The following is a 22,352-nucleotide window of genomic DNA, read 5'->3' as shown; positions in this document are numbered from 1 at the left end:
AACAAAAAAACGGAACCGAAGTTCCGTTTTTAAAAGTATTTTATTGTGTTGCCTTCATCATCGCTGAAGTGATCTGATTTTCTTTTTCTTTCGAATAAGTAGAATCATAAGGTTCCATTACGTCAAATAAATATTGATAGAATGGAGTAATCTTTTGTACATCATCAGATTCTTTCATTGCTTTATCTCTACCCATCAACTGAAGGTCTTTTATAAAAGCATTGAACTTCTTATCAATCGGCTCAATAGATTTTACAAGATAAGCGTATCCTTTTTCTTTTTGACCAATCTTATTGTAGGCATCGGTAACAGCTGCTACAACTAAAGAATATTCCATTGGTTTTGTTCTCATTTGTCTTCTCAGATAGCTTTGATCAGATTTTGAAAGACTCATATAATAATCATATTCGTCAAAGATTCCTTTCTTAAGTACTTCTGCCAATTTTAATCCTTTTTGCTCCTGTCCTGCTATAATATATCCTGTTACAATTGAGCTTAATGAACGTGGATCGTTATATTTCTCAGCTGGAATTTCTTTTGCAGCAAGGTCCAGAATTTCTAATGCTTTCGCTTTCTGTCCGCTTAATGCTAGTGCTGATGCTGCTCTGCTCGCTGACATTCTATAGCTAATGATGTTGGAAGTAGCTGTTTCATCAAAATGAGTGTTCAGATTCTTGAAGTTCCCCCATCTGAAGTTTTTCACTACGTTGTAAAGTGCATTTGGATCTACTCTACCCATATCTCCGTCTTCAGAAGGTGGCGTCTGGATTGGGATTAATCTATAACTGAATCCGTCAAACTGAAGATAATCATTAAGGAAGAAAATGTTTTCACTGTCATAAATTCCTCCTGATGAGAAGTTGATCGGGCGCCTCCAATCGAAGTTTGCCAATAGATCCATCAAGATCAGGTTGTTTTTATAAAGTGTATTTCCTTTGTAAGTAATCATGATCTGATTCACTACGTTTGGAAGATCTGCCTGATTAATGATTCCTGCTTTTAATGCATTTTCTTTGTTTACTGGAAGAATGAATTTGTTTACCGGAAGGATGTTGTACTTTTCGTATTTCTCTTCTCCGAAGTACATTTTCAATAATTGATCTTTTTCAGGAGATTTGAATTTAATAAATTCAATTGCCTGTTTCAATGTTAAAGAATCCTGTGTAAGATACTTTCTGAATGCCTGGAATTCTGTATCCGGAACCCCTTGTTCTTTCAACATAGAGAAAACTCCTTCCCAATCTTCTTTCTTCATCATGTAGATCTGATCATTTACACCATCTCTATAATCTTCATGAGTCAACTGACTTGGGATTCCTGCTGCATTATATGTTTTTCTTTTGATCTGATCAAGGTTCCAAGGTGTTGAAGCAAGAGTAAAGTTGACTACTTTCACATCATCTCTGAACCTTTCCGTTTCTTGGATAGCCCAAACCGGATAAGTATCATTATCCCCATACACGAACAAGATATCGTTTTTCGGTAATGACTTTAACACAGAATATGCATAATCGTATGCAGTATATCTATCACTTCTGTCATGAACATTGTAGTTCTGGAAGCCCATCATAAATGGAACACCTAATAAAACTACTCCCAATGCAATATTAGCACCGTTAGATTTGATTTTAGATTGGAAGAACCATAAAATAGCTCCGGCTCCCAATCCGATCCAGATTGCAAAAGCGTAGAATGAACCTACCATTGCATAATCTCTTTCTCTTGGTTCAAAAGGTTTTACCCCTGTATAGAAAATAATCCCGACACTTGTTAAAATGAATAATGATAATAGTGCATAGAATCTTCCGAAGTCTCTGTTTAATTGAAAGAAGAATCCGATCAAACCTAAGATTAAAGGTAAGAAGAAGAATGCAACTGTACTTTCATTTTTAAATTTCGCAGGCATTTTATCCTGATTTCCAACGTTTACGCTATCAATAAAAGGAATTCCTGAAATCCAGTTTCCTTTAGTAATCTCCATATTTCCTTCAAGGTCATTCTGTCTTCCTACGAAGTTCCACATCAGGTATCTTACAAAGTAATAACCATTCTGAAAGGAAATAAAATAATCCATATTCTGAAGTAATGAAGGCTTCTGAACATTGATAAGGTTATAAGGTTTTACCTTTAAATAATCTGCTGCAGTAATCGATTTATCTTCATATTTTGTTCTTAATTCATCGAAAATCTGCTTAGCCTGAGGATTATCTGCCACATCTTCATTCGCATAGTTGAATGTAAAATCAGGAGCTCCGTACATGGAAATATAATTTGCCATTACATCTTTATCCTCATTAAACATTCTAGGCATAAGGCTTATCTGAGACTTATTGAATATATAATTGAAACGGTCTCCGGTTTTTCTGTAAGTTCCGGTTTTTTCATCTTTTTCATAGATTTCACCAGTCTTCTTTGTTTTAAAACTTCCGTCTTCATTTTTTTCAATCCCATTTGCATCAAGGAAAGCTGTATAGTTCTGTCCATACATTGTTGGCCAGTCACCATATTGTTCTCTGTTATAATAATCCAACATCCCGATTGCAGTATCCGGATCATTAAGGTTCATCGGTGGATTAGCATTTGCTCTGATTGGAATAACCATCCAGCAAGAGAATCCGATCATCATGAAAACTACCGATAAAGCAACCGTCTGATAAATGTTTCTTTTTGCTTTTCTCGCATATTTAAGTAGGAAATAACAGATTGCAACCATTAAAATAAATGCTGCAATTGTTCCTGAATGGAATGGAAGACCAAGACCGTTCACGAAGAAAATTTCCAATCTTCCGAACATTGTCATAATAAGAGGGAAAATAATTTTGAAAACAATAATCAAAATCCCAAGAGTAATAAGGTTTGCCCAGATAAAGTTCTTCCATGTAAACTTATAATTTCTGGCATAGTATACCAGACACACTGCAGGAATCGCCAGCATACACATCATGTGTACCCCAACAGAAAGCCCTAAAATGAAGAAAATAAGGATAATCCATCTTTCGTTGTCTGCCGCTTTATACTCATTTTCCCACTTTGTGATCAACCAGACCAAAAGCGCGATAAACATAGAAGCCATAGAGTAAACCTCTCCTTCTACAGCCGAGAACCAGAATGTATCTGAGAAAGTAAAGCAAAGTGCTCCTACCGCTCCGGCAAATAAAATAGAAATTTCCTGATGTTTCGTAATTTCATCAAAATCTTTGTTGAGCAACCTTCTCACGAAATGAGTGATCGTCCAAAACAAGAATAAAATAGTCAGCGCACTGAACAATGCAGACATCGCGTTGATTACGATGGAATAATTCTCGCCTTTCCCTAATGCAAAAATGGCTGCCACGGCACCCACGATCTGGAATAATGCAGCTCCGGGAGCGTGCGTTACTTCAAGTTTTACTGCAGAAGAAATGTACTCACCACAATCCCAAAAACTGAAATTGGGTTCTATTGTGGACAAGTACGTGAAAAACGCAATGACGAAAATCACCCATCCTAAAACGGTGTTCCATTGCCTAAAAGTCCAATTTTTCATAGTATTAAATCAATTATGCGAAAATAAGGCTTTTATATTATTTTATATTGTTTTTAACAAAATTTAAAAATTTGGCTTGGAATTTGCGATTACACTCCTGCTAAAACTGTAAACAAGAAAATATTTTTTTGCAGAACTATCTCCTAGAAATCAAACAAAAGTTTAGTAATTATTTATTTTTTTGTATTTTTGCAGTCAGATTTTTATTGAAAATAACAAATAATGAGTAATGTTTACGATAATATTCTTGGCCTAATAGGACACACTCCTATGGTGAAGCTAAATACTGTTACAAAAGATATTCCAGCAACCGTTTATGCCAAGTTAGAATCATATAATCCTGGACATTCCACCAAAGACCGAATCGCACTTCATATTATAGAGAACGCAGAGAAAAAAGGCTTATTGAAAGAAGATTCCGTGGTTGTAGAAACAACTTCCGGAAACACTGGGTTTTCTATTGCAATGGTATGTATCATTAAGGGATATAAATGTATTCTCGCAGTAAGCGACAAGACAAAACCTGAGAAAATTGCTTATCTTAAAGCATTAGGAGCTACTGTTTATATATGTCCTGCCAATGTACCGGCGGATGATCCAAGATCTTATTATGAAGTGGCGAAAAGAATTGCTTTGGAAACTCCCAATTCTATTTACATCAATCAGTACTTTAATGAACTGAATATTGATGCCCACTATCAGACTACAGGTCCTGAAATCTGGGAACAGACAGAAGGTAAGATCACTCACCTTTTTGCCTGCACCGGAACAGGAGGAACATTGTCTGGTTCAGCAAAGTTTTTGAAGGAGAAAAACCCAGATATTAAGATTATCGGGGTGGATGCAGACGGATCTATATTAAAAAGCTATCACGAGACAGGTGAGATTCACAAGGAAGATGTACATCCTTATCAGATTGAGGGAATGGGAAAAAATTTAATTCCTTCCGCCCTGCTTTTCGATAAGGTGGATGAATTTGTAAGGGTAAATGATGAAATGGCAGCCTACAGAACCCGCGAGATCGCTTTAAAAGAAGCTATTATGGGAGGTTATACAACAGGAGCTGTAACTCAGGGATTAATGCAATACGCACAATCTCATGAATTAACAGAAAATGATGTGGTTGTTTTAATATACCCGGATCACGGTTCAAGGTACATCACCAAAGTGTACAGTGACAAGTGGATGGCTGAACAAGGTTTTGTTAACAACTGTGTTCACAACTATGACGAAGTTTTCAAAACAGAGTTTATTAAATAAGAATAAATAAAATCACGATATAAATAAAGCCTTTTGCGTGTTCTACAAAAAAGGCTTTATTACTTAAAAATTACGATACAATGTTGGATATTTTTGAAAGAATAAAAGAAAATCCAGGACCTCTTGGACAATTTGCAGATTATGGAGAAGGTTATTTTATTTTCCCAAGACTAGAAGGACCTATTGGTCCGAGGATGCAATTTCAGGGTAGAGAAGTAATTTTCTGGAGTGCCAATGATTATTTAGGGTTGTGTAATCATCCTGAAGTAATAGAAGCAGATGCAAAGGCGGCTGCAGAATATGGAATGTTCTATCCAATGGGAGCAAGAGCAATGTCTGGAGAAACAGATCAGCACCTTCAGTTGGAAAAAGAATTGGCAGACTTCGTACAAAAAGAATCAGCATATTTATTGAACTTCGGTTACCAGGGGATGGTTTCTACCATTGATGCTTTGGTAAGCAGAAATGATGTAATTGTTTATGATATGGATTCTCATGCCTGCATCGTGGATGGAGTAAGACTTCATTCAGGTAAAAGATTTACCTACAAGCACAACGATATGGCAAGTCTTGAAAAAAACCTTCAGAGAGCAACGAAAGTAGCTGAAGAAACAGGAGGTGGTATTCTTGTAATTACTGAAGGAGTTTTCGGAATGAGAGGACAACAAGGTAAGATCAAGGAGATTTGTGAACTTAAATCAAAATATCAATTCAGACTTTTAGTAGATGATGCTCACGGTTTCGGAACACTAGGTAAAACTGGTGCGGGAGTTGGTGAAGAGCAGGATTGTAATGATCAGATTGATGTATACTTCTCTACTTTTGCTAAGTCAATGGCTGGTTTCGGAGCATTCCTTGCAGGTGACAAAGAAATTATCAGATACCTGAAATTCAACTTAAGATCACAAATCTTCGCAAAATCTCTTACAATGCCAATGGTAATCGGAGGTTTAAAAAGATTAGAGCTATTGAGATCAAGACCTGAGATCAAAGCTAAACTTTGGGAAAATGTAGGTAAACTACAGAACGGATTAAAAGAAAGAGGATTCAACATTGGGGATACCAACACTTGCGTAACTCCTGTAATGATGCAGGGAACTCCTGTAGAAGCTACCCTTTTGGTAAAAGATCTTAGAGAAAATTATGGAATCTTTACTTCAGTTGTGGTATATCCGGTAATTCCGAAGGGAATGATTCTTTTAAGATTAATTCCAACCGCTTCTCATACAGATGCAGAGATCAATGAAACTCTTGCCGCATTTGAAGCGATTCACGATAAATTAGTAAGTGGTTACTATAAAGAGCAGGAACAAATATTACTGCAGGAACAGGGATTAAGTTTTAAACCGATCTAATCTTTAAACAACATAAAAAAACCACTGATTGATTCAGTGGTTTTTTATTTTAAAAACTATAAACTATAAAGAGCAAATGAAACTTAAGGGTTATTTATTGGGCGTTTTGTCGGCGGTTTCATACGGATTGATTCCTATTTTTATCCTGCCAATCAAGCAGGCACATTTTTCAATGGACATTACACTTTTTTACAGATTTTTCTTTTCTGCTTTAATGGTGGGTGCCTATCTTATCTATTCCAAACAAAAATTCAGAATTAATAAAAAAGAAGCTTTAATTCTTGCTATTCTTGGAGTGTGCTATGCCCTTTCCTCGGAGTTTTTGTTTATAGGTTATGATTTTCTTACCCCGGGAATTGCTTCTACAGTTTTGTTTATCTATCCGGTAATTGTAGCTTTGATTATGTTTTTCTTTTATAAAGAGAAGCTTACAAAATTATCTATTGTTTCACTTCTTCTTGCCTTTGCAGGGGTAATCGTTTTATGCCTTAAAGGAAGTGGGTTCGAAATTAATTTTGCAGGATTGGGAATTGTAATGCTCAGCTCACTGTTTTATGCGCTGTATATGGTGATCGTCAATAAATCGAATCTAAAAGTTTCAGGATTTAAGCTTACCTTCTACTCTATGCTTTTTACTTCCTTATTTTTTATGACTAAATCTGTCATAGGACATCAATCATTTGCTATTCCTTCAACAACCATCTTTGTTAACTTCCTTATTTTTGCATTTCTTACTACGGTAATTTCCAGTTTGTGTCTTGTATATGCCATTAAGTATATCGGCTCTACTCCCGTTGCCATTTTAGGAGCCTTGGAACCTGTAGTTGCTGTGATGGTAAGTGTATTAATGTTTCATGAACAATTCACAACCAACTTATTAATCGGAATTACTCTTATTTTAATCGGTGTAATTCTTAATGTAATTTCAGACAGAAAAAATATAACACACGCATAAGTGCCTTACTAATCTTTATGAAAGAAACACAACAAATAATCACTAAAGAGCAATTATACCAACACCTTATAAATCAATCAGAAAATTTTTACTCTACTGTTTATGAGACATTGGAAGGAGCTTTCTTTGCAGATCAATCTTTAGATGAAGAAGATCTTTCAGAGTTTCTCGAAATACTAGATCAGGAAACTGCAGCAAAAATAAAAGCAGCTTCTTTACAACCAGATGAAGATCAAGTTCCTGCCATTATTCTTGCAGAAAATAAAGGCTCAACCTCTCTTGATTTAGTAACTGAAGATAGTGAAGGATATAAAATTATTCTGTTAAATCAAGACATCATTCTTTCTGGAAACCTCTTTATTGAAGACTATGTTGTTCTTATTGTTACCGGAAATATTGAAGCAAAAAATATCATTGTTAATGGTTCGTTATACTGTTCTGGAAATCTGACTTGTGAAGTTCTGTTTGGTGCATCAGGGAATGATCATGAGACTTATATTAATGGAAATATTACTACATCACTTATTGCTGAGAATGGACATTATACTGTTGCTGAGAACAGTATTCATTCAAAATACTTAATAAGCCTTCATAACATAATAGAAGGAAAAACAGGAAGAGTGATTAAAAATATAACTTTGGATGGAGCCAATGAAGCCGAAGTTTTAAACCCTGAAATTCTAGATGAGAATGGCTATTTTAAGGAAGAGTCTTTTCTTAATTTCATCAATAATAACCCTATTGATCTGGTATTTAAATAATTTTGAACACAAAGTAATAATTATAATGCTTTATTTAGGAAGCAAAGAAGAACGACTTTATCGCTGAAGAAGCTATATACATAATACATTCGCTTAAAAAGAATCAATGAAATTGATTCCCTCTTTGTCTCCTTAAAAATATGGCTATCTCTTATTAAAAACTTTGCGTCAAAAAAATCTCTCCTATCATTCTCAATCTTTCACGATAGATCAACTGCATTTTATCTGCGAAATCTGTGAGATCTGCGGGAAAAATTATACAAGAAAAAAAGTATTTGCGGTTAGCAACATTCAGACCTGTCTATAATCAGAGTAAAAAATTTCTTTCTAAAAAAACTTTAGAATAACTTTGCAAAAAATTTCTGTTGAAAGACCTGCTTCTTATTACCCCGCCTTTTACCCAACTTAACACTCCTTATCCGGCAACCGCTTATATTAAAGGATTTTTAAATACTAAAAATATTTCCAGTTATCAGATGGATTTGGGAATAGATGTTATTTTGGAATTATTTTCAAAAGGTGGATTACAAAAGGTTTTCAGTAAAGAAATTGATCTTCAGAATGCTTCTGAAAATATACAAAGAATCTATGCATTAAGAGAGGAGTATTTAAAAACCATAGATCAGGTAATTCCCTTTTTGCAAGGAAAAAATCCAACGCTGGCAAGACAGATCTGCAGTATGAACTTTCTTCCCGAAGCTTCACGTTTCAACCAACTGGATGATATGGAATTCGCTTTCGGAAATATGGGCTTGCAGGATAAAGCAAAACATTTGGCAACTTTATATTTGGAGGATATTTCAGATTATATTGTTGAAAATATTGATACTGATTTTGGTTTCAGCAGATATGCAGAACGTTTAGGAAAAAGTGCTAATTCTTTTGATGAGTTATATTTAAAATTATCTGATCAACAAACATTTATCGATGGTTTTACCTTAACTATTCTTCGTGAAAAAATAGAATTTATACAGCCTAAATTGGTTTGTTTTTCTATTCCTTTTCCTGGAAATTTATACTCTGCTTTCAGATCTGCACAGTTTATAAAGAAAAATTTTCCACACATTAAAATTGCAATGGGTGGAGGTTTTCCCAATACTGAGTTAAGAGAAATCAAGGATCAAAGAGTGTTTGAATTTTTTGATTTTATAACGTTAGATGATGGTGAACTTCCTCTCGAACTTCTGTGTGAAAATATTCTTCATCCTGAGCCTAATGAAAAACCTCAGTACAAAAGAACTTTTTTACTTGAAAATCAAGAAGTTGTTTATAAGAACAATTCAAAAAGACACGATTTTAAGCAAGCAGATATAGGAACTCCGGATTATACAGATTTAAAATTGGATCAATATATTTCAGTAATTGAAATTGCCAATCCTATGCATAGCTTATGGAGTGACGGAAGATGGAATAAACTAACGATGGCTCATGGATGCTATTGGGGAAAATGTACGTTCTGTGATATTTCTCTGGATTACATTAAAATCTACGAACCTATCTCTGCCAAAATTCTGGTAGACAGAATGGAAGAACTTATCAAAACAACAGGAGAAACCGGTTTTCATTTTGTAGATGAAGCCGCGCCGCCAGCCTTAATGAGAGAAGTTGCCATTGAAATTCTCAGAAGAAAACTTGTCGTTACCTGGTGGACAAATATTCGTTTTGAAAAAAGCTTCACCCGTGATTTATGTTATTTATTAAAACTTTCAGGTTGCGTAGCGGTTTCCGGTGGATTGGAAGTGGCAAGTGATCGTTTATTAAAATTAATTGATAAAGGAATTTCTGTGGAACAAGTTGCAAAAGTAACGAGAAATTTTACAGAAGCCGGAATTATGATCCATGCTTATCTGATGTATGGCTACCCAACACAAACCATTCAGGAAACGATTGATTCTATGGAAATGATTCGTCAGTTATTTGAGATGGGAATTTTACAAAGTGGCTTTTGGCACCAGTTTGCTATGACTGCCCACTCACCTGTTGGATTGAATCCGGAAGAATTTGGAGTTACTCCAATCAAGCAGGAAATTCTATTTGCTAATAACGATATTGACTTTACAGACAAAACTGGAATCAATCATGATAAATTTAGTTCAGGTTTAAAAAAATCTTTATTCAATTATATGCATGGAATTAATTTTGAACTTCCTCTTCAAGAGTGGTTTGATTTTAAAATTCCAAGAACAACTATCCATCCTGATTATATTCACGACAGCTTATTGGAAGATGAAGATTTTAAGTTTAAAGGAAATTCAAAAATTGTCTTTTTAACGAAAAACGTAATCGCTGAGAATCGAATAAAAAATAAAAAGAAATATTCTGGTACATACACGCTTCTTACATTCCATTTAAAAACCAATATTGTAAAGGTTGAAATGGAAGAGGATAAGGCAGAATGGTTGATGAATATTTTGAAAGAAAACTCTATAGAAAATCAAAAAAAACCTACAGCTCAACAACTTAAGAATCAATTTGAAGAAAATTTTGAAGATTTTGAATTGTTTTGGTTCTCAAAACCTATGCAGCAATTGAAGGAAAACGGTGTGATTTTGAGTTTATAAAATTGTTGTGATTTTTCTCAGCGATTTTCAAATTGATGGAATTTTAAGATAAAATAACTCCAATGGAATCTAAATTAAAATTTCATAAATAATTATATAATATTTTAATATCGCAAACAAAGAAAAATTCGTGCATTCGTGGCAAAAACTATCAGCTACGAATGCACGAATAAAATAAGGTTTGATTATAAAAAATTAAGTGGATAAAAATAAAAACCTCGAAAAGTAATTTCGAGGTTTTATTTAATATATTTTTAGCAGATTCAATTGGGTTTATCTTGTGAAACAGGTCCCACAGATACTTTCTCCTGTATTTTAATGAAATTCGGATCCATAATTGCTATTCTTTCTGCAATTGCCTTATAGGTCGGATATTTTAGAATAGATGCCCTTCCTGACATCTCCTTATAAAGCGTAAATGATTTTCCCCCAGCTGTTTTCAGTTGTTTTGTGGTAGTAATATATTTTCCAATATATTTACTTTTAGCATCATAGATCTCAATATCTATAAAGCTTTTTTCCATGATCTTATCATCAGAACCAAAGCTTACAGGCAAATTGGTAAAATATCCTACTGGAACCCCGTTACTAAGGATTTCGCCAACTTTATTCACCTCAAGATTTAACTTATCTATCTTTTTTCTGACAGTATAAGCATCTTTCGTTTTATTATCAAGTTTCCTTTTCGGCACATTTGAAAACAGTTCATCAAGATTTTTTACATTGATTCCCATATTATCAATGATTTTAAATCCTTTTATGGATGTATAAACTGCTGACTTTTCTTCGCCGGAAAAAGCAGAGGGTGAAATGTAATCTACTTCAATGGTTTTATCCCTGTTGTAAACTCTATTGATCTGAATATAGCTGTCTCTAACGGAATCTACTATACTTTTATCAATGAATTTAATCGTATAGAGAGGTGTTTCTTTTAAGTCCATAAAAGTATATTCATTGGACTTATTTGAAATTTTGGCAACCGGAATTCCGTCTAAATTAATAATCCCCCTTTTGGTCTTAAAATTCTGGGCATTGGAGAGTACAATTCCCAGTATTGTAAAGAATATGATTATACTTTTCTTCATAGAATCAGATTTTTACACAAAATGAAATAAAAAAAGTGTAACCAAAGTTACACTTTTTTGAAAATATATTTAGCTTTTCATTTAATTATTCGCAAAGGATGATTCCTTTGTTATGATTAAATTCTACAACACCGCTTTTGATAGAATAAGAAAAAACAGAGTCTTTATCATTTTCTTTAGTAAGGTTTTTAGCATAAGCTTCATCTACTGAATTAGTAAATAATTTTACCTTACCACCGATTAATGAAGATACGATTCCTGCGTGGTTTTTCATGATGTGAAATTCACCATTCTTTCCAGGCAATAATACAGAGCTAACCTCTCCTTCAAAAACTACGTATTCTGGTGTTAAAATTTTTATATTCATTTTAATTTAGATTAAAAGATTAAAAGATTGAAAGATTAAAAGATTTTGACAAACATTATTGTCTCTCATCTCACGTCTAAGAATCTTATGTCTAATTTATTAAGCGTTTTCAGCTAACATTTTTTGTCCTGCTTCGATAGCTTCCTCGATTGTTCCTTTCAAGTTGAAAGCAGCTTCTGGTAAGTGATCTAATTCACCATCCATAATCATGTTGAATCCTTTGATAGTATCTTTGATATCTACTAATGATCCTGGAATACCTGTAAACTGTTCAGCTACGTGGAAAGGCTGAGATAAGAATCTCTGAACTTTTCTTGCACGGTAAACAACTGATTTATCTTCTTCAGAAAGTTCTTCCATACCAAGAATCGCGATGATATCCTGAAGTGATTTATATCTTTGAAGAATTTCTTTTACTCTTTGAGCACAGTTATAGTGATCGTGACCGATAACTTCTGGAGAAAGGATTCTTGAAGTAGAAGCCAATGGATCTACCGCTGGGTAAATACCTAATGAAGCAATCTTTCTGTCAAGTACCGTAGTTGCATCCAAGTGAGCAAATGTAGTTGCAGGAGCCGGGTCAGTTAAGTCATCCGCAGGTACGTATACCGCTTGTACTGAAGTAATTGAACCATTTTTAGTTGAAGTAATTCTTTCCTGCATCGCACCCATTTCAGAAGCTAGCGTTGGTTGGTAACCTACCGCTGATGGCATACGACCAAGAAGTGCAGACACCTCAGAACCAGCCTGTGTAAAACGGAAGATGTTATCTACGAAGAAAAGTACGTCTCTACCTTGTCCGCTTTCTCCACCATCTCTATAGTACTCAGCTAAAGTAAGACCAGAAAGTGCTACTCTTGCTCTTGCACCTGGCGGCTCGTTCATCTGTCCGAATACGAATGCTGCTTTAGAATCTTTCATAGCCTCTAGGTCTACTTTAGAAAGATCCCAACCTCCGTTTTCCATAGAGTGCATGAAATCATCACCATACTTGATAATTCCTGATTCAAGCATCTCTCTCAAAAGGTCATTTCCTTCTCTCGTTCTTTCACCTACTCCGGCGAATACAGAAAGACCTCCGTGTCCTTTTGCAATATTGTTAATCAACTCCTGGATCAATACTGTTTTACCTACACCAGCACCACCGAACAATCCAATTTTACCTCCTTTTGCGTAAGGCTCAACTAAGTCGATTACTTTAATACCTGTAAATAAAACTTCTGCTGAAGTTGATAATTGATCAAATTTTGGAGCTGGTCTGTGAATTGGAAGACCACCTTCCTTAGAAATATCTTGAAGTCCGTCGATAGCATCACCAACTACGTTGAATAGTCTTCCGTTTACAGCCTCTCCGATTGGCATTGTAATAGGATTTCCGTATCCAATTACATCTTGACCTCTCTTAAGACCATCAGTAGCGTCCATTGCAATACATCTTACTGTATCCTCGCCAATATGTTGTTCTACCTCTAAAACTACTTTTTCACCGTTTTCTTTTGTAATTTCTAACGCGTCATAGATTGCAGGAATTGCTTCTACATCTGTGAAGACAACGTCGATTACCGGACCAATAATTTGAGAAATTTTACCTTTAATTTGGTTTGCCATTGCTAAATTTTTTCTTGGTGCAAATATAGTGATTCTTCATAAACCCGCAATTGGTAAAAAAAAGATTTTTATCATACTTTTTACAAATTTACAAAAGCTGTCATTTACCAATCTGACAACCTTATTTAACAGTAAAAAATATTGATCCATTGTTATATTGATAGATTGTTACATTATATCTATATTTGCAGTCAAAATTTTTCCGTTTTGAAAGTTTTTAAAAATTTTAAAGATTATTCCTCTCAAAAGCCTCTAGCCTTGTCTTTAGGTATGTTTGACGGAGTACATCTGGGTCATAAAAGTATTATTGATGAACTTATTAATGTAGGAGCAGCTAACAATCTGGAAACTGCTATGCTTACTTTTTGGCCACATCCAAGGTTTGTTTTCAATCCTAATGAGGATTTAAAGCTTCTGAATACCATAGAAGAAAAGCAGCAATTGCTTGATAAATATGGTATTGATAATTTATTCCTAAAAGAATTTGATGAAGAATTCAGGAATTTAACCGGAGAAGAATTTGTACGTCAGATTTTAATTGACAAACTTAATGTGAAGTATCTTATTATAGGATATGATCATTCTTTCGGAAAAAATAAAAGTGGAAATTTTGAACTTCTCCAAAAACTATCCAAAGAGCTTGATTTTGAGGTAGAACAAATGGAAGCCATAAATATTCATGAAAACAATATCAGTTCTACAAAGGTTCGTAATGCACTTTTAACAGGGAATATTAAAGAAGCCAATGAGATGCTGGGATACTTCTACCCTGTTTCCGGGACGGTAGTTCATGGCAAGAAGATCGGTAGAACAATTGGTTACCCAACGGCTAATATTGATACGGAATCTATTAAGCTTTTACCTAAAAAAGGAGCTTATATTGTAGAAGTTGAAGTAAAAGGACAGCAATATAAGGGAATGCTGAGCATTGGAACCAATCCTACGGTAAACGGAGAAAAATTGACGGTTGAAGTATATATTCTCAATTTTAATGATGATATTTACGATCAAAGAATAACCGTAAAGTTCAGAGATTTCCTTCATGATGAAATCAAGTTTGAAGGGCTGGAAAAGCTTATCGAGAGACTTGATGAAGATAAACGACTAACAGAAGAATTTATTTTTTAAGATAGAAACGGCTATTCAATATTGAATAGCCGTTTATTTTTTTATTTATTTCAATGTTTTCACATAAATTTTCTGTGGTGTTTCACTATTTATTTTCACATTAGGGAATTCCTTATCGTGATCAATAAAGATATCTCCTTTTTCATTGGCTTTTCCGTTTCCATCAGAATCCCATTCTGTAGCGATATAATACTTAACGCCATTTGTAGGTTTAGGAGTAATTTTGCTTTCTGCATCAGCAGGTACCGGAAGTTCAATCGTAAAAGGAATTGCTTTTCCTTCAACTTCTTTTTCTGTAATTAATGTTGCAGGTGCATCCTGTAAACCTTCGCTCACTCCATATAAACTTACTTTAAGCTTTGGATTTTTAATTGTAAAAGTCTCTGTTCCTGTAAATTCTATTTTGATGTTTTCAGATTTTACATTTTCAGTAGTTTCAGGTGTGGTTGGCTGATCTTTTTTTTCCTGTTTATTACAGCTTGATAACGTCAACGCTCCAGCTGCCATGAATAATAACAGGTGATTTCTCATTTGTTCTTATTTTAATTAATATCAATTTAATATTTCACAGATATTTGATAACAAAATTCGTACCTTAAATTAATTACATTCAGCACATAAAACCAATACCTTAAGAATTATTGATTGTATTCTGAACTTTTTTGGTTAAAGATTTAAATACCAAATCATAAGAATGATCAATCAATTTAAAGATAAGTTCTCTTTTCAAACCATCTACAGATACGGAATTCCAATGGGTTTTATTCATGTGATAAGCTCCTATGATCTGTGGATATTGTTCCCGAAGCTCAGCACTCCATTCCGGATCTGTTTTTACATTGATGGACAAAGGTTGTCTTTCAAGCCCCATTAGCAGAAACATTTTAGTATCTAATTTTAATACAAGTGTTTCGTTATCAAAAGGAAAGCTTTCTGTAACTGCTTTTTTAGCAAGACAATATTCTAATATTTCGTTGGCATCCATGGTTTGTTATGAGTAATAAATAATTCGTAATTTGTAATAGTTGGTATAAGAGGTCTTTAATGATAAGATCTTTTATCTTTTATCTTTTATCTTTTATCTTTTATTCAAATTTAGTAAATTTAAGAAAGAAATATCATCACATCAAACTACATTGTTATGAAAGCTTTAGTAATCGGTGCTACAGGCGCTACAGGGAAAGATTTAGTTAATCAATTGCTCAACGATAAGGATTTTGAGGAAGTAAATATTTTTGTAAGAAAACCTGTGGACATTCATAACGAAAAACTTAAGGTTCATATCGTCAATTTTGAAAAACCAGAAGAATGGAAGCAAATGGTGAAAGGAGACGTTGCATTTTCATGTCTGGGAACTACTTTAAAGGATGCAGGAAGTAAGGAAGCTCAAAAAAAGGTAGATTTTGATTATCAGTATGATTTTGCCAAAGCCGCAAGGGAAAATGATGTGGAAGATTATGTTTTGGTTTCTGCCTACGGAGCAAATCCTACCTCCAAGATTTTCTATTCTAAAATGAAAGGTGAATTGGAAGAAGCTGTAAAACAGCTACATTTCAATAAAATCACCATTTTCAAACCCGGAATGCTTGAACGGAAAGACTCTGAGAGAACAGGTGAAGTTTTGGGCAGCAGAATTATAAAGTTCGCTAATAAACTTGGATTATTGGAAAGTCAAAAGCCTTTGCCTACCGATGTTTTAGCAAAAGCAATGATCAATTCTTCTAAAATTAAAAGCAATGGCTATTCGAGTATTAAGCTTGGAAATATTTTCTGTTTTGCTGAGAAGGTAATAGATGCTTAATTTTTTTAACCTATGTATTTGAAAGCTAACATAGAATATCAAATCAGATTCCATAAATACAAATAATATTATCCCCCAGTTTTTGGGATCGATTCAGTATTTTTTAATTTAAGATCATAAAAAAAGCGGATGAACTATCATCCGCTTCTATAGAATTTTTTGTTATTTACTTTAAATGCTTCGTAATCGACTCACTTGTTGGTTTTGTAGTGCTTACATATGAATCAATAAGTTTTCCATTTTCATCGATCAGGAATTTGGTGAAATTCCACAGTATGGTTGAATTTTTTATACCATTCAGGTCTTTTTCTGTTAAATACTTAAAGATCGGTGCTGTATCATCTCCTTTTACAGAAACTTTGGCAGCCATCGGGAATGTTACTCCATAATTTTTCTGGCAGAATGTTCCGATTTCAGCATTGGTTCCCGGTTCCTGTCCTCCGAAATTATTTGCAGGGAAACCTACGATTACCAATTTATCTTTATATTCTTCATATAATTTTTCAAGATCTGCATACTGAGGAGTAAATCCGCACTCTGATGCTGTATTTACGATAAGGATTTTCTTTCCTTTGAAATCTGCAAAGTTGATCTCTTTACCATCAAGGCTTTCTACTTTGAAGTCATATATTGTTTTTCCCATAAGTTCTGTGGTTTTAGCTTTAGAAATTTCACTTTTTTGATTGGTGCAACTTTGCAAAATAGCAACAAATGCAAACAGCATTAAAAAAATATTTTTCATTTCTTATAAATTTATGCAGTCAGACTGCTGTTGATTTAAAACTTAAAAATATTGGAAGGGAAAACTTTATTAACATCAATTTTATTGAACAGCATTACATAATCTCCATCTTTCTTAGAGCTTGAAGATTCTATTCTGAACGGCATAATAAGATTTCCCACTTTCTTATAATCAGAATATATTACTGTTTCATCTTTTTTCACTTCTTTTAAAAGCATATAAGATTTTGTATCAAAATAGTACATATTCTTATTTACGTTTTTGGTAAGTTCTACTTTATGACAGTAGATCTCTCCTACTTTTTCTTTTCCAAGGTATTTGGCATCAAAACCTTTATTTTCCCAATCAATGAAGTCATTATCAAAACTTTCCGGCACATATTCAGGGTATTCCTGAAGTTTATTGGCTGCATAGTTCATTGCGTACCCTTTGTTTCCGTCAAAGCCTTCAATGGCTGTTTCTTTTCCTCCGGTTGTAATGATTGTTTTGGTAAGGTTTGGACGCTGCTGATAAATTTTTATAGGATATTCATCTTTGATTCCCAACACTACTTTTCCCTGTAACAACACTGAGTTTAAAAGCTTCCAGTTCGTTAACCCTCCGGATAATTCAATGTTTTTGTCTATGATTTCCTTTGCGGTCTGGGCAAATGTTAAGTGTGAAAATACCAGTCCAAATACTAACAGTAACTTCTTCATTAATTTTATTTATAAATTCAAATATAAGGGGATTTGGGATAAAATGCAAAAAGGCAGAGGAAGCGAACCGAAGGCAAAAGGTTAAAATTGCAAATTCGCACGATCTCAATTAAATCAATGTTCTTGCTTTTTCTAGATCTGCCGGGGTATCAATTCCTACTCCCACGAAATTGGTTTCTATCATTTTGATCTTCATTCCGTACTCCAGATAACGGATACATTCTATTTTTTCAGAGATTTCAAGGGGTTTCATTTCCAGCTTTGAGAATTGTAATAATGCTTCTTTTCTAAATGCATATACACCGATATGTTTAAAGTAATCTACATGGTAAGAAATCTCTCTGTGAAAAGGAATTGCAGAACGGCTGAAATATAATGCAAAACCGTTATTATCCGTGATTACTTTTACATTATTCGGGTTTTCTATTTCTTCTTTTTCAGATAGTTTTATTTTTAAAGAAGCTAATGAAATCTCCTGTTGATCATCATTCTTAAAGACTTCAATTAATTGCTGTAAAGGTTCAAGTTTAAGGAAAGGTTCATCACCTTGAACATTGATCACGATATCACAATCGATATTCTGTACGGCTTCTGCAATACGGTCACTTCCTGTTTCGTGCTGTCCTGTCATAACGGCTTTACCACCATTGTTTACAATTTCATCAAAGATAATTTCAGAATCTGTAGCCACAAAAATCTCATCAAACAAATTGGTTTCCAATACATTATGATAAGTTGTGGTAATAACTGTTTTGTCTCCTAAAATCTGCATAAGTTTCCCTGGAAAACGGCTTGCCTGATAGCGCGCAGGGATGACAGCGATTATTTTCATTTAATAAAAATATTAATTAAGTCTTTTTAATTCAAAGTCTGCTATCCTTTTATCGTAAAATAAGGAAATAACAGTCTATATTAAAATCAAAAGTAGTGAAAACTATTTTAGTTTGTTCCATAAATTGTGGTATTATTTTCAACACATGTGGCAAATGCTATAATTTTTAATCTTCCAAAAAGAAAAATTCCCACATTTTCAATGAAAAAGTGAGAATTGGGTATAGATTTTTAAAATAAATGAGTCGATTTAAAAAGATAGTTTTACTCCTATCATATTGTATTCCCATTGGCGGGATGCCATAAGATCAAATTTATATTTTGTCTTTCCGATAATGCCTTCGGAGGAAGTATATCTGCTTTTGGAGATTGTTTTTCCAATGAAATATCCCATTAATAAAGCTAAAGGATAGTCTGAAGCCCAATGGACTTTACTTTGCATCATTTGAAAACATAAAGCTCCTGCTAAGGTATACCCCACTGGTTTTATCCAAACTGCATCGGGATAATTGTCTGCAATAACCGTAATCCCAGCCATGAAGGTTGTTAAATGCCCAGACGGCATTGCATCGTAATTGGATGTATTCTTGCCAAATGCTGAAAAACTTGGAAAAGGATTCCATGCTCCTCCTTTATGTCCGTATTCTTCTGCTATAAAAGGGCTTTCTCTTCCTGTAATTCTCTTGATGGTTTGAGTAAAAACTCCGGAAAGAATTAAACTTTCCATCAATCCGCTTGCAGTAGCCTGTGCTCTGTAATCATTTTTAATTAAACCATAAGTTCCGAAACCAATTCCAAGTAATACTAAAGTGGACCCGTTTCCGATCAGATATAAGGTAGATCCGATATCTTTTGGAATTTTAAATACACCTCCTACTTTGGTATAGTTATTATCTTTGTCCATTCCCCATCTTTCACCAAGTTCTCTTGAGTTATCTATTAACTTCTGGTCAAAAGGCAGAAGAATGAGTGTGGAAGCAACAGCTCCTCCTAAATAATAAGCATGATCTTTAGCCACAAAATCTTTGTTGGTATCGATAAAGTTTCGTGGTAGTTTCGTAACAAAGTCTAGAAGTTTGGGCTTAGGATAAGTTCTTACAGATCCGTCTTTTAAGGTGTAAGTTTGTGTTTTGGGAGATTCTGATTCTTTTGGCATTTTTTCTACCTTCAATGTATCAGCTTCTTGTGAATATACCAATACAGATATTGGCAGCAACAGAAATCTCAGTTTTCTCATTATTATATTTTCAGCCCTGTTTATTCTTAATTTATAAGGGCTCAAAGATAATCTCTAGCTGACTTTTCTACAAAGTGTTTATTTGATTTTAATATTTATTTAATTTTTTTAATATCAAACTGAATTTAACTTATATAATTAATCAAAATAATTACAATAAAAAACAATATACCAGTGTAACAATATTAACCAACTTAAAACATTGGAGAATTGGTACACTGGTACATTTATAAATTAATGAAGTTGATTACTTCAGATTGTTCAAAGCATTTTCCAGCTTCGGAAGCATTACTTTGATCTCATCAACAGCTAATCCTCCTACTGAAGCACGGAACCAAGGTTCAGATTTGTCCTCTCCAAATGCTGAGAATGGTACTAAAGCCACACCCGCTTCATTGATTAAGTAGAATACTAAATCTGAAGAGTTTTCAATTACAGCTCCATCTGGCTTTGTTTTCCCGATATAATCAAGTTTGATGGTAAGATAAAGTGCTCCCATCGGCTCAATACTGTCTACAGAAAGACCTTTTGCTTTTAAATCCTGAACTCCACCGTGAAGTACTTTTAAGCTTTCTTCAAGCTTTCCTTTGAAGTCTTCTACGAATACGTTTACATTTTCAGGGTTTTCATAGAATTTTGCAGTTGCTTCCTGCTCTGGTTTTGGTGCCCAAGCTCCTACGTGTGTAAGAAGAGCTTTCATTTTATCAATGATGTGAGCAGGACCGAATCCCCATCCTACACGTACTCCTGTAGCAGCAAGGCATTTTGAAATACCATCGATATACACGGTGTATTCTTTCATTTCAGGGAAAAGAGAAACCGGATCTACGTGTTCTGCACCAAAAGTAAGGTTAGAATAGATTTGGTCATACATTAAGTATAATGGTTTTTCGTCTGATCCTCTTTTCTTGTTTTCAGCGATTACCAATTCACAGATTTCTGAAAGTTGCTCTCTTGTAAACATTGTTCCTGTTGGGTTCAATGGTGAACAAAGTGCCAGTAAAACGGCTCCATCCAAATGAGGTCTTAAATCGTCTGCTGTTGGAAGGAAGTTTGTTTCAGGCTTAGTTTTTACTTCTACTGCATTTGCTGAAGTAAGATAAGCATAGTGGTTGTTATTCCAAGATGGTGTAGGATACACGATTTTATCACCTTCATCCACGATGGTTTTGTATACTGCATAGATCAAAGGTCTTGAACCTGCAGTAATCAGGATATCGTTTGGTGAATAATCAAGGTTCCATCTTGTTTTTAAATCTTTGGAAACTTCTTTTCTTAAAGATAAAAGTCCGTTGGCAGGTGGATAGTTTGTCAGATTATTCTGATAGGCTTTCTGAATTTCTTCCTTCAGCAATGCTGGTATAGGATAGATATTAGAATTCAGGTCACCAATAGTAAGATTGGCAATTTCTGCTCCTTTTGCTTTTAGATCATTTACTTCGTTACCAATTTTTACAATTTCAGAACCGATCAGGTTCGCTGCTAATTTTGAAACTTTCACTTTATTCTTATTTAAAATTTACTAATATATTATCTTCTTAAATTGATTTTCTCACCTATTTGGTCCACAGGTACATGGGAATCATAAGCGGCTATTAGTTCTTTAGTTTTTTTTGCGGTTTGAGAATTCGGATACTTTTTGATGATTCGGTTGTATTCTTCCTTTATATCATCATATATTTTTCCTTCTTCACTGTCATAAATCCGGCTACTATCCATTCCCAGGAGGTAATCCAGCAGATAATTGTGATAATTTTCTTTTGCTGTTTTGATCAATGGACTTTTAGGATATTTATTCATAAAATTCTCCCATTCAATCAATCGGTCTCCCAGTTCTTCCCAGGTTATCAAAAGCCCGCCATTTACGGCATAATTTTCCTTATTATCTTTTGCCATCTGTGAGATAAAAGCATCATAATCTGGAGTTACTTTATTTTTAAAAACTGACTCATAATATCCGGGTAACGAATGAATTTCAGTAAGACCTTCTCCCATCACACGGAATTCTAGTCCTACTTTGCTCAATTCGGCTGCCATTTTCTTTACATTATCCGGCAAATTATAAGTATCAGGTTCTCCTGTATGATACTCTACATATTGGTCTAAGATCTCACTTTGTGAAACATTAAAACAATCGGTGTATTTTTCTCTGATTTTCACATAATCTTCATACACTTTATTGTTCTGCTCCGGGCTGTTTTCTGTAATCTCTTTGTAAATTTTAGTACGATACCATTGAAGAGCAGCAATATAATCCGCAGGCTGATGCTCTTGGGTACATGCTGTATCAATAGGTTTGTACTGACTTTCCTGGGTTTCGTTTTTAGCAATTGAATCACTTGCCGGTTTTGTACCTGAAACAGCAGTTTCCTTTTTACAGGAAACTACAGCTACAGACAGTAGGCAAACTGCTACAATTTTTTTAATCATTTATATG

Annotated in this window: 19 protein-coding genes; 7 read left to right on the top strand and 12 right to left on the bottom strand. The window is 34.2% G+C overall.

Going from position 1 to position 22,352, the window contains the following annotated elements; translation table 11 throughout:
• Nucleotides 1-40: 40 nt before the first annotated feature.
• Nucleotides 41-3,526 carry a glycosyltransferase family 117 protein gene (locus BW983_RS04825; RefSeq protein WP_076550317.1) on the bottom strand — a complete coding sequence of 1,162 codons (3,486 nt, stop codon included), beginning with the start codon at nt 3,524-3,526 and terminating at the stop codon, nt 41-43.
• A 222-nt stretch (nt 3,527-3,748) separates the two neighbouring features.
• Here BW983_RS04825 and BW983_RS04820 point away from each other — a divergent pair, with 222 nt between their 5' ends.
• The 5 genes from BW983_RS04820 to BW983_RS04800 all read left to right on the top strand — a co-directional run bounded on the left by BW983_RS04820 (nt 3,749) and on the right by BW983_RS04800 (nt 10,418).
• Complete coding sequence (locus BW983_RS04820) at nt 3,749-4,786, top strand: PLP-dependent cysteine synthase family protein (protein ID WP_076550315.1); 1,038 nt, start codon at nt 3,749-3,751, stop codon at nt 4,784-4,786.
• Nucleotides 4,787-4,869: 83 nt separating this feature from the next.
• Entirely contained in the window at nt 4,870-6,141 is a 1,272-nt protein-coding gene (locus tag BW983_RS04815) for an aminotransferase class I/II-fold pyridoxal phosphate-dependent enzyme (RefSeq protein WP_185116859.1), read from the top strand.
• Nucleotides 6,142-6,217: 76 nt separating this feature from the next.
• Nucleotides 6,218-7,096: a DMT family transporter gene (locus BW983_RS04810; RefSeq protein WP_076550312.1), complete on the top strand. Its 879-nt coding sequence runs from the start codon at nt 6,218-6,220 to the stop codon at nt 7,094-7,096.
• A 17-nt stretch (nt 7,097-7,113) separates the two neighbouring features.
• Nucleotides 7,114-7,857 carry a bactofilin family protein gene (locus tag BW983_RS04805; RefSeq protein ID WP_076550310.1) on the top strand — a complete coding sequence of 248 codons (744 nt, stop codon included), beginning with the start codon at nt 7,114-7,116 and terminating at the stop codon, nt 7,855-7,857.
• 365 nt (nt 7,858-8,222) lie between these two features.
• Complete coding sequence (locus BW983_RS04800) at nt 8,223-10,418, top strand: B12-binding domain-containing radical SAM protein (protein ID WP_076550308.1); 2,196 nt, start codon at nt 8,223-8,225, stop codon at nt 10,416-10,418.
• A gap of 263 nt (nt 10,419-10,681) precedes the next feature.
• Here the strand turns inward: BW983_RS04800 and BW983_RS04795 are convergent, their stop codons facing one another.
• The 3 genes from BW983_RS04795 to atpD all read right to left on the bottom strand — a co-directional run bounded on the left by BW983_RS04795 (nt 10,682) and on the right by atpD (nt 13,478).
• Nucleotides 10,682-11,503 (bottom strand): hypothetical protein, encoded by an 822-nt coding sequence (locus BW983_RS04795; protein WP_076550306.1) that lies wholly within the window; start codon nt 11,501-11,503, stop codon nt 10,682-10,684.
• An 85-nt stretch (nt 11,504-11,588) separates the two neighbouring features.
• Nucleotides 11,589-11,870 carry a FoF1 ATP synthase subunit delta/epsilon gene (locus tag BW983_RS04790; protein WP_076550304.1) on the bottom strand — a complete coding sequence of 94 codons (282 nt, stop codon included), beginning with the start codon at nt 11,868-11,870 and terminating at the stop codon, nt 11,589-11,591.
• 99 nt (nt 11,871-11,969) lie between these two features.
• On the bottom strand, nt 11,970-13,478 hold the full coding sequence (gene atpD / locus BW983_RS04785; protein WP_076550302.1) for a F0F1 ATP synthase subunit beta: 1,509 nt from the start codon (nt 13,476-13,478) through the stop codon (nt 11,970-11,972).
• 207 nt (nt 13,479-13,685) lie between these two features.
• Here atpD and BW983_RS04780 point away from each other — a divergent pair, with 207 nt between their 5' ends.
• Nucleotides 13,686-14,606 carry a bifunctional riboflavin kinase/FAD synthetase gene (locus BW983_RS04780; protein WP_076550300.1) on the top strand — a complete coding sequence of 307 codons (921 nt, stop codon included), beginning with the start codon at nt 13,686-13,688 and terminating at the stop codon, nt 14,604-14,606.
• A 45-nt stretch (nt 14,607-14,651) separates the two neighbouring features.
• Here the strand turns inward: BW983_RS04780 and BW983_RS04775 are convergent, their stop codons facing one another.
• Nucleotides 14,652-15,137 carry a hypothetical protein gene (locus BW983_RS04775; protein ID WP_185116855.1) on the bottom strand — a complete coding sequence of 162 codons (486 nt, stop codon included), beginning with the start codon at nt 15,135-15,137 and terminating at the stop codon, nt 14,652-14,654.
• A gap of 100 nt (nt 15,138-15,237) precedes the next feature.
• The gene (locus tag BW983_RS04770; protein WP_076550298.1) at nt 15,238-15,591 is read right to left on the bottom strand and encodes an MmcQ/YjbR family DNA-binding protein; all 354 of its coding nucleotides are present in this window, start codon (nt 15,589-15,591) and stop codon (nt 15,238-15,240) included.
• 156 nt (nt 15,592-15,747) lie between these two features.
• Between BW983_RS04770 and BW983_RS04765 the strand changes: the two genes are divergently transcribed.
• Nucleotides 15,748-16,407, top strand: a complete 660-nt coding sequence (locus tag BW983_RS04765) for an NAD(P)H-binding protein (protein ID WP_076550296.1) — start codon at nt 15,748-15,750, stop codon at nt 16,405-16,407.
• Between the two features lie 166 nt (nt 16,408-16,573).
• Here the strand turns inward: BW983_RS04765 and BW983_RS04760 are convergent, their stop codons facing one another.
• The 6 genes from BW983_RS04760 to BW983_RS04735 form a co-directional block, all read right to left on the bottom strand.
• Nucleotides 16,574-17,149 carry a glutathione peroxidase gene (locus tag BW983_RS04760; RefSeq protein WP_076550294.1) on the bottom strand — a complete coding sequence of 192 codons (576 nt, stop codon included), beginning with the start codon at nt 17,147-17,149 and terminating at the stop codon, nt 16,574-16,576.
• A 35-nt stretch (nt 17,150-17,184) separates the two neighbouring features.
• On the bottom strand, nt 17,185-17,847 hold the full coding sequence (locus BW983_RS04755) for a histidine kinase (protein ID WP_076550293.1): 663 nt from the start codon (nt 17,845-17,847) through the stop codon (nt 17,185-17,187).
• Between the two features lie 109 nt (nt 17,848-17,956).
• Nucleotides 17,957-18,679, bottom strand: coding sequence for a 3-deoxy-manno-octulosonate cytidylyltransferase (kdsB, locus tag BW983_RS04750; protein ID WP_076550291.1), 723 nt, complete (start codon nt 18,677-18,679; stop codon nt 17,957-17,959).
• Between the two features lie 249 nt (nt 18,680-18,928).
• On the bottom strand, nt 18,929-19,915 hold the full coding sequence (locus BW983_RS04745; RefSeq protein ID WP_076550853.1) for a phosphatase PAP2 family protein: 987 nt from the start codon (nt 19,913-19,915) through the stop codon (nt 18,929-18,931).
• A gap of 247 nt (nt 19,916-20,162) precedes the next feature.
• Nucleotides 20,163-21,416, bottom strand: a complete 1,254-nt coding sequence (locus BW983_RS04740; RefSeq protein ID WP_076550290.1) for a pyridoxal phosphate-dependent aminotransferase — start codon at nt 21,414-21,416, stop codon at nt 20,163-20,165.
• Between the two features lie 29 nt (nt 21,417-21,445).
• Entirely contained in the window at nt 21,446-22,345 is a 900-nt protein-coding gene (locus BW983_RS04735; RefSeq protein WP_076550288.1) for a hypothetical protein, read from the bottom strand.
• Nucleotides 22,346-22,352: the final 7 nt, after the last annotated feature.

Source organism: Chryseobacterium ureilyticum (genome assembly GCF_900156735.1).
GTDB lineage: Bacteria > Bacteroidota > Bacteroidia > Flavobacteriales > Weeksellaceae > Chryseobacterium > Chryseobacterium ureilyticum.
Note: the sequence above shows the minus strand (reverse complement) of the source record. Positions and strands in the feature narration are given on the sequence as shown.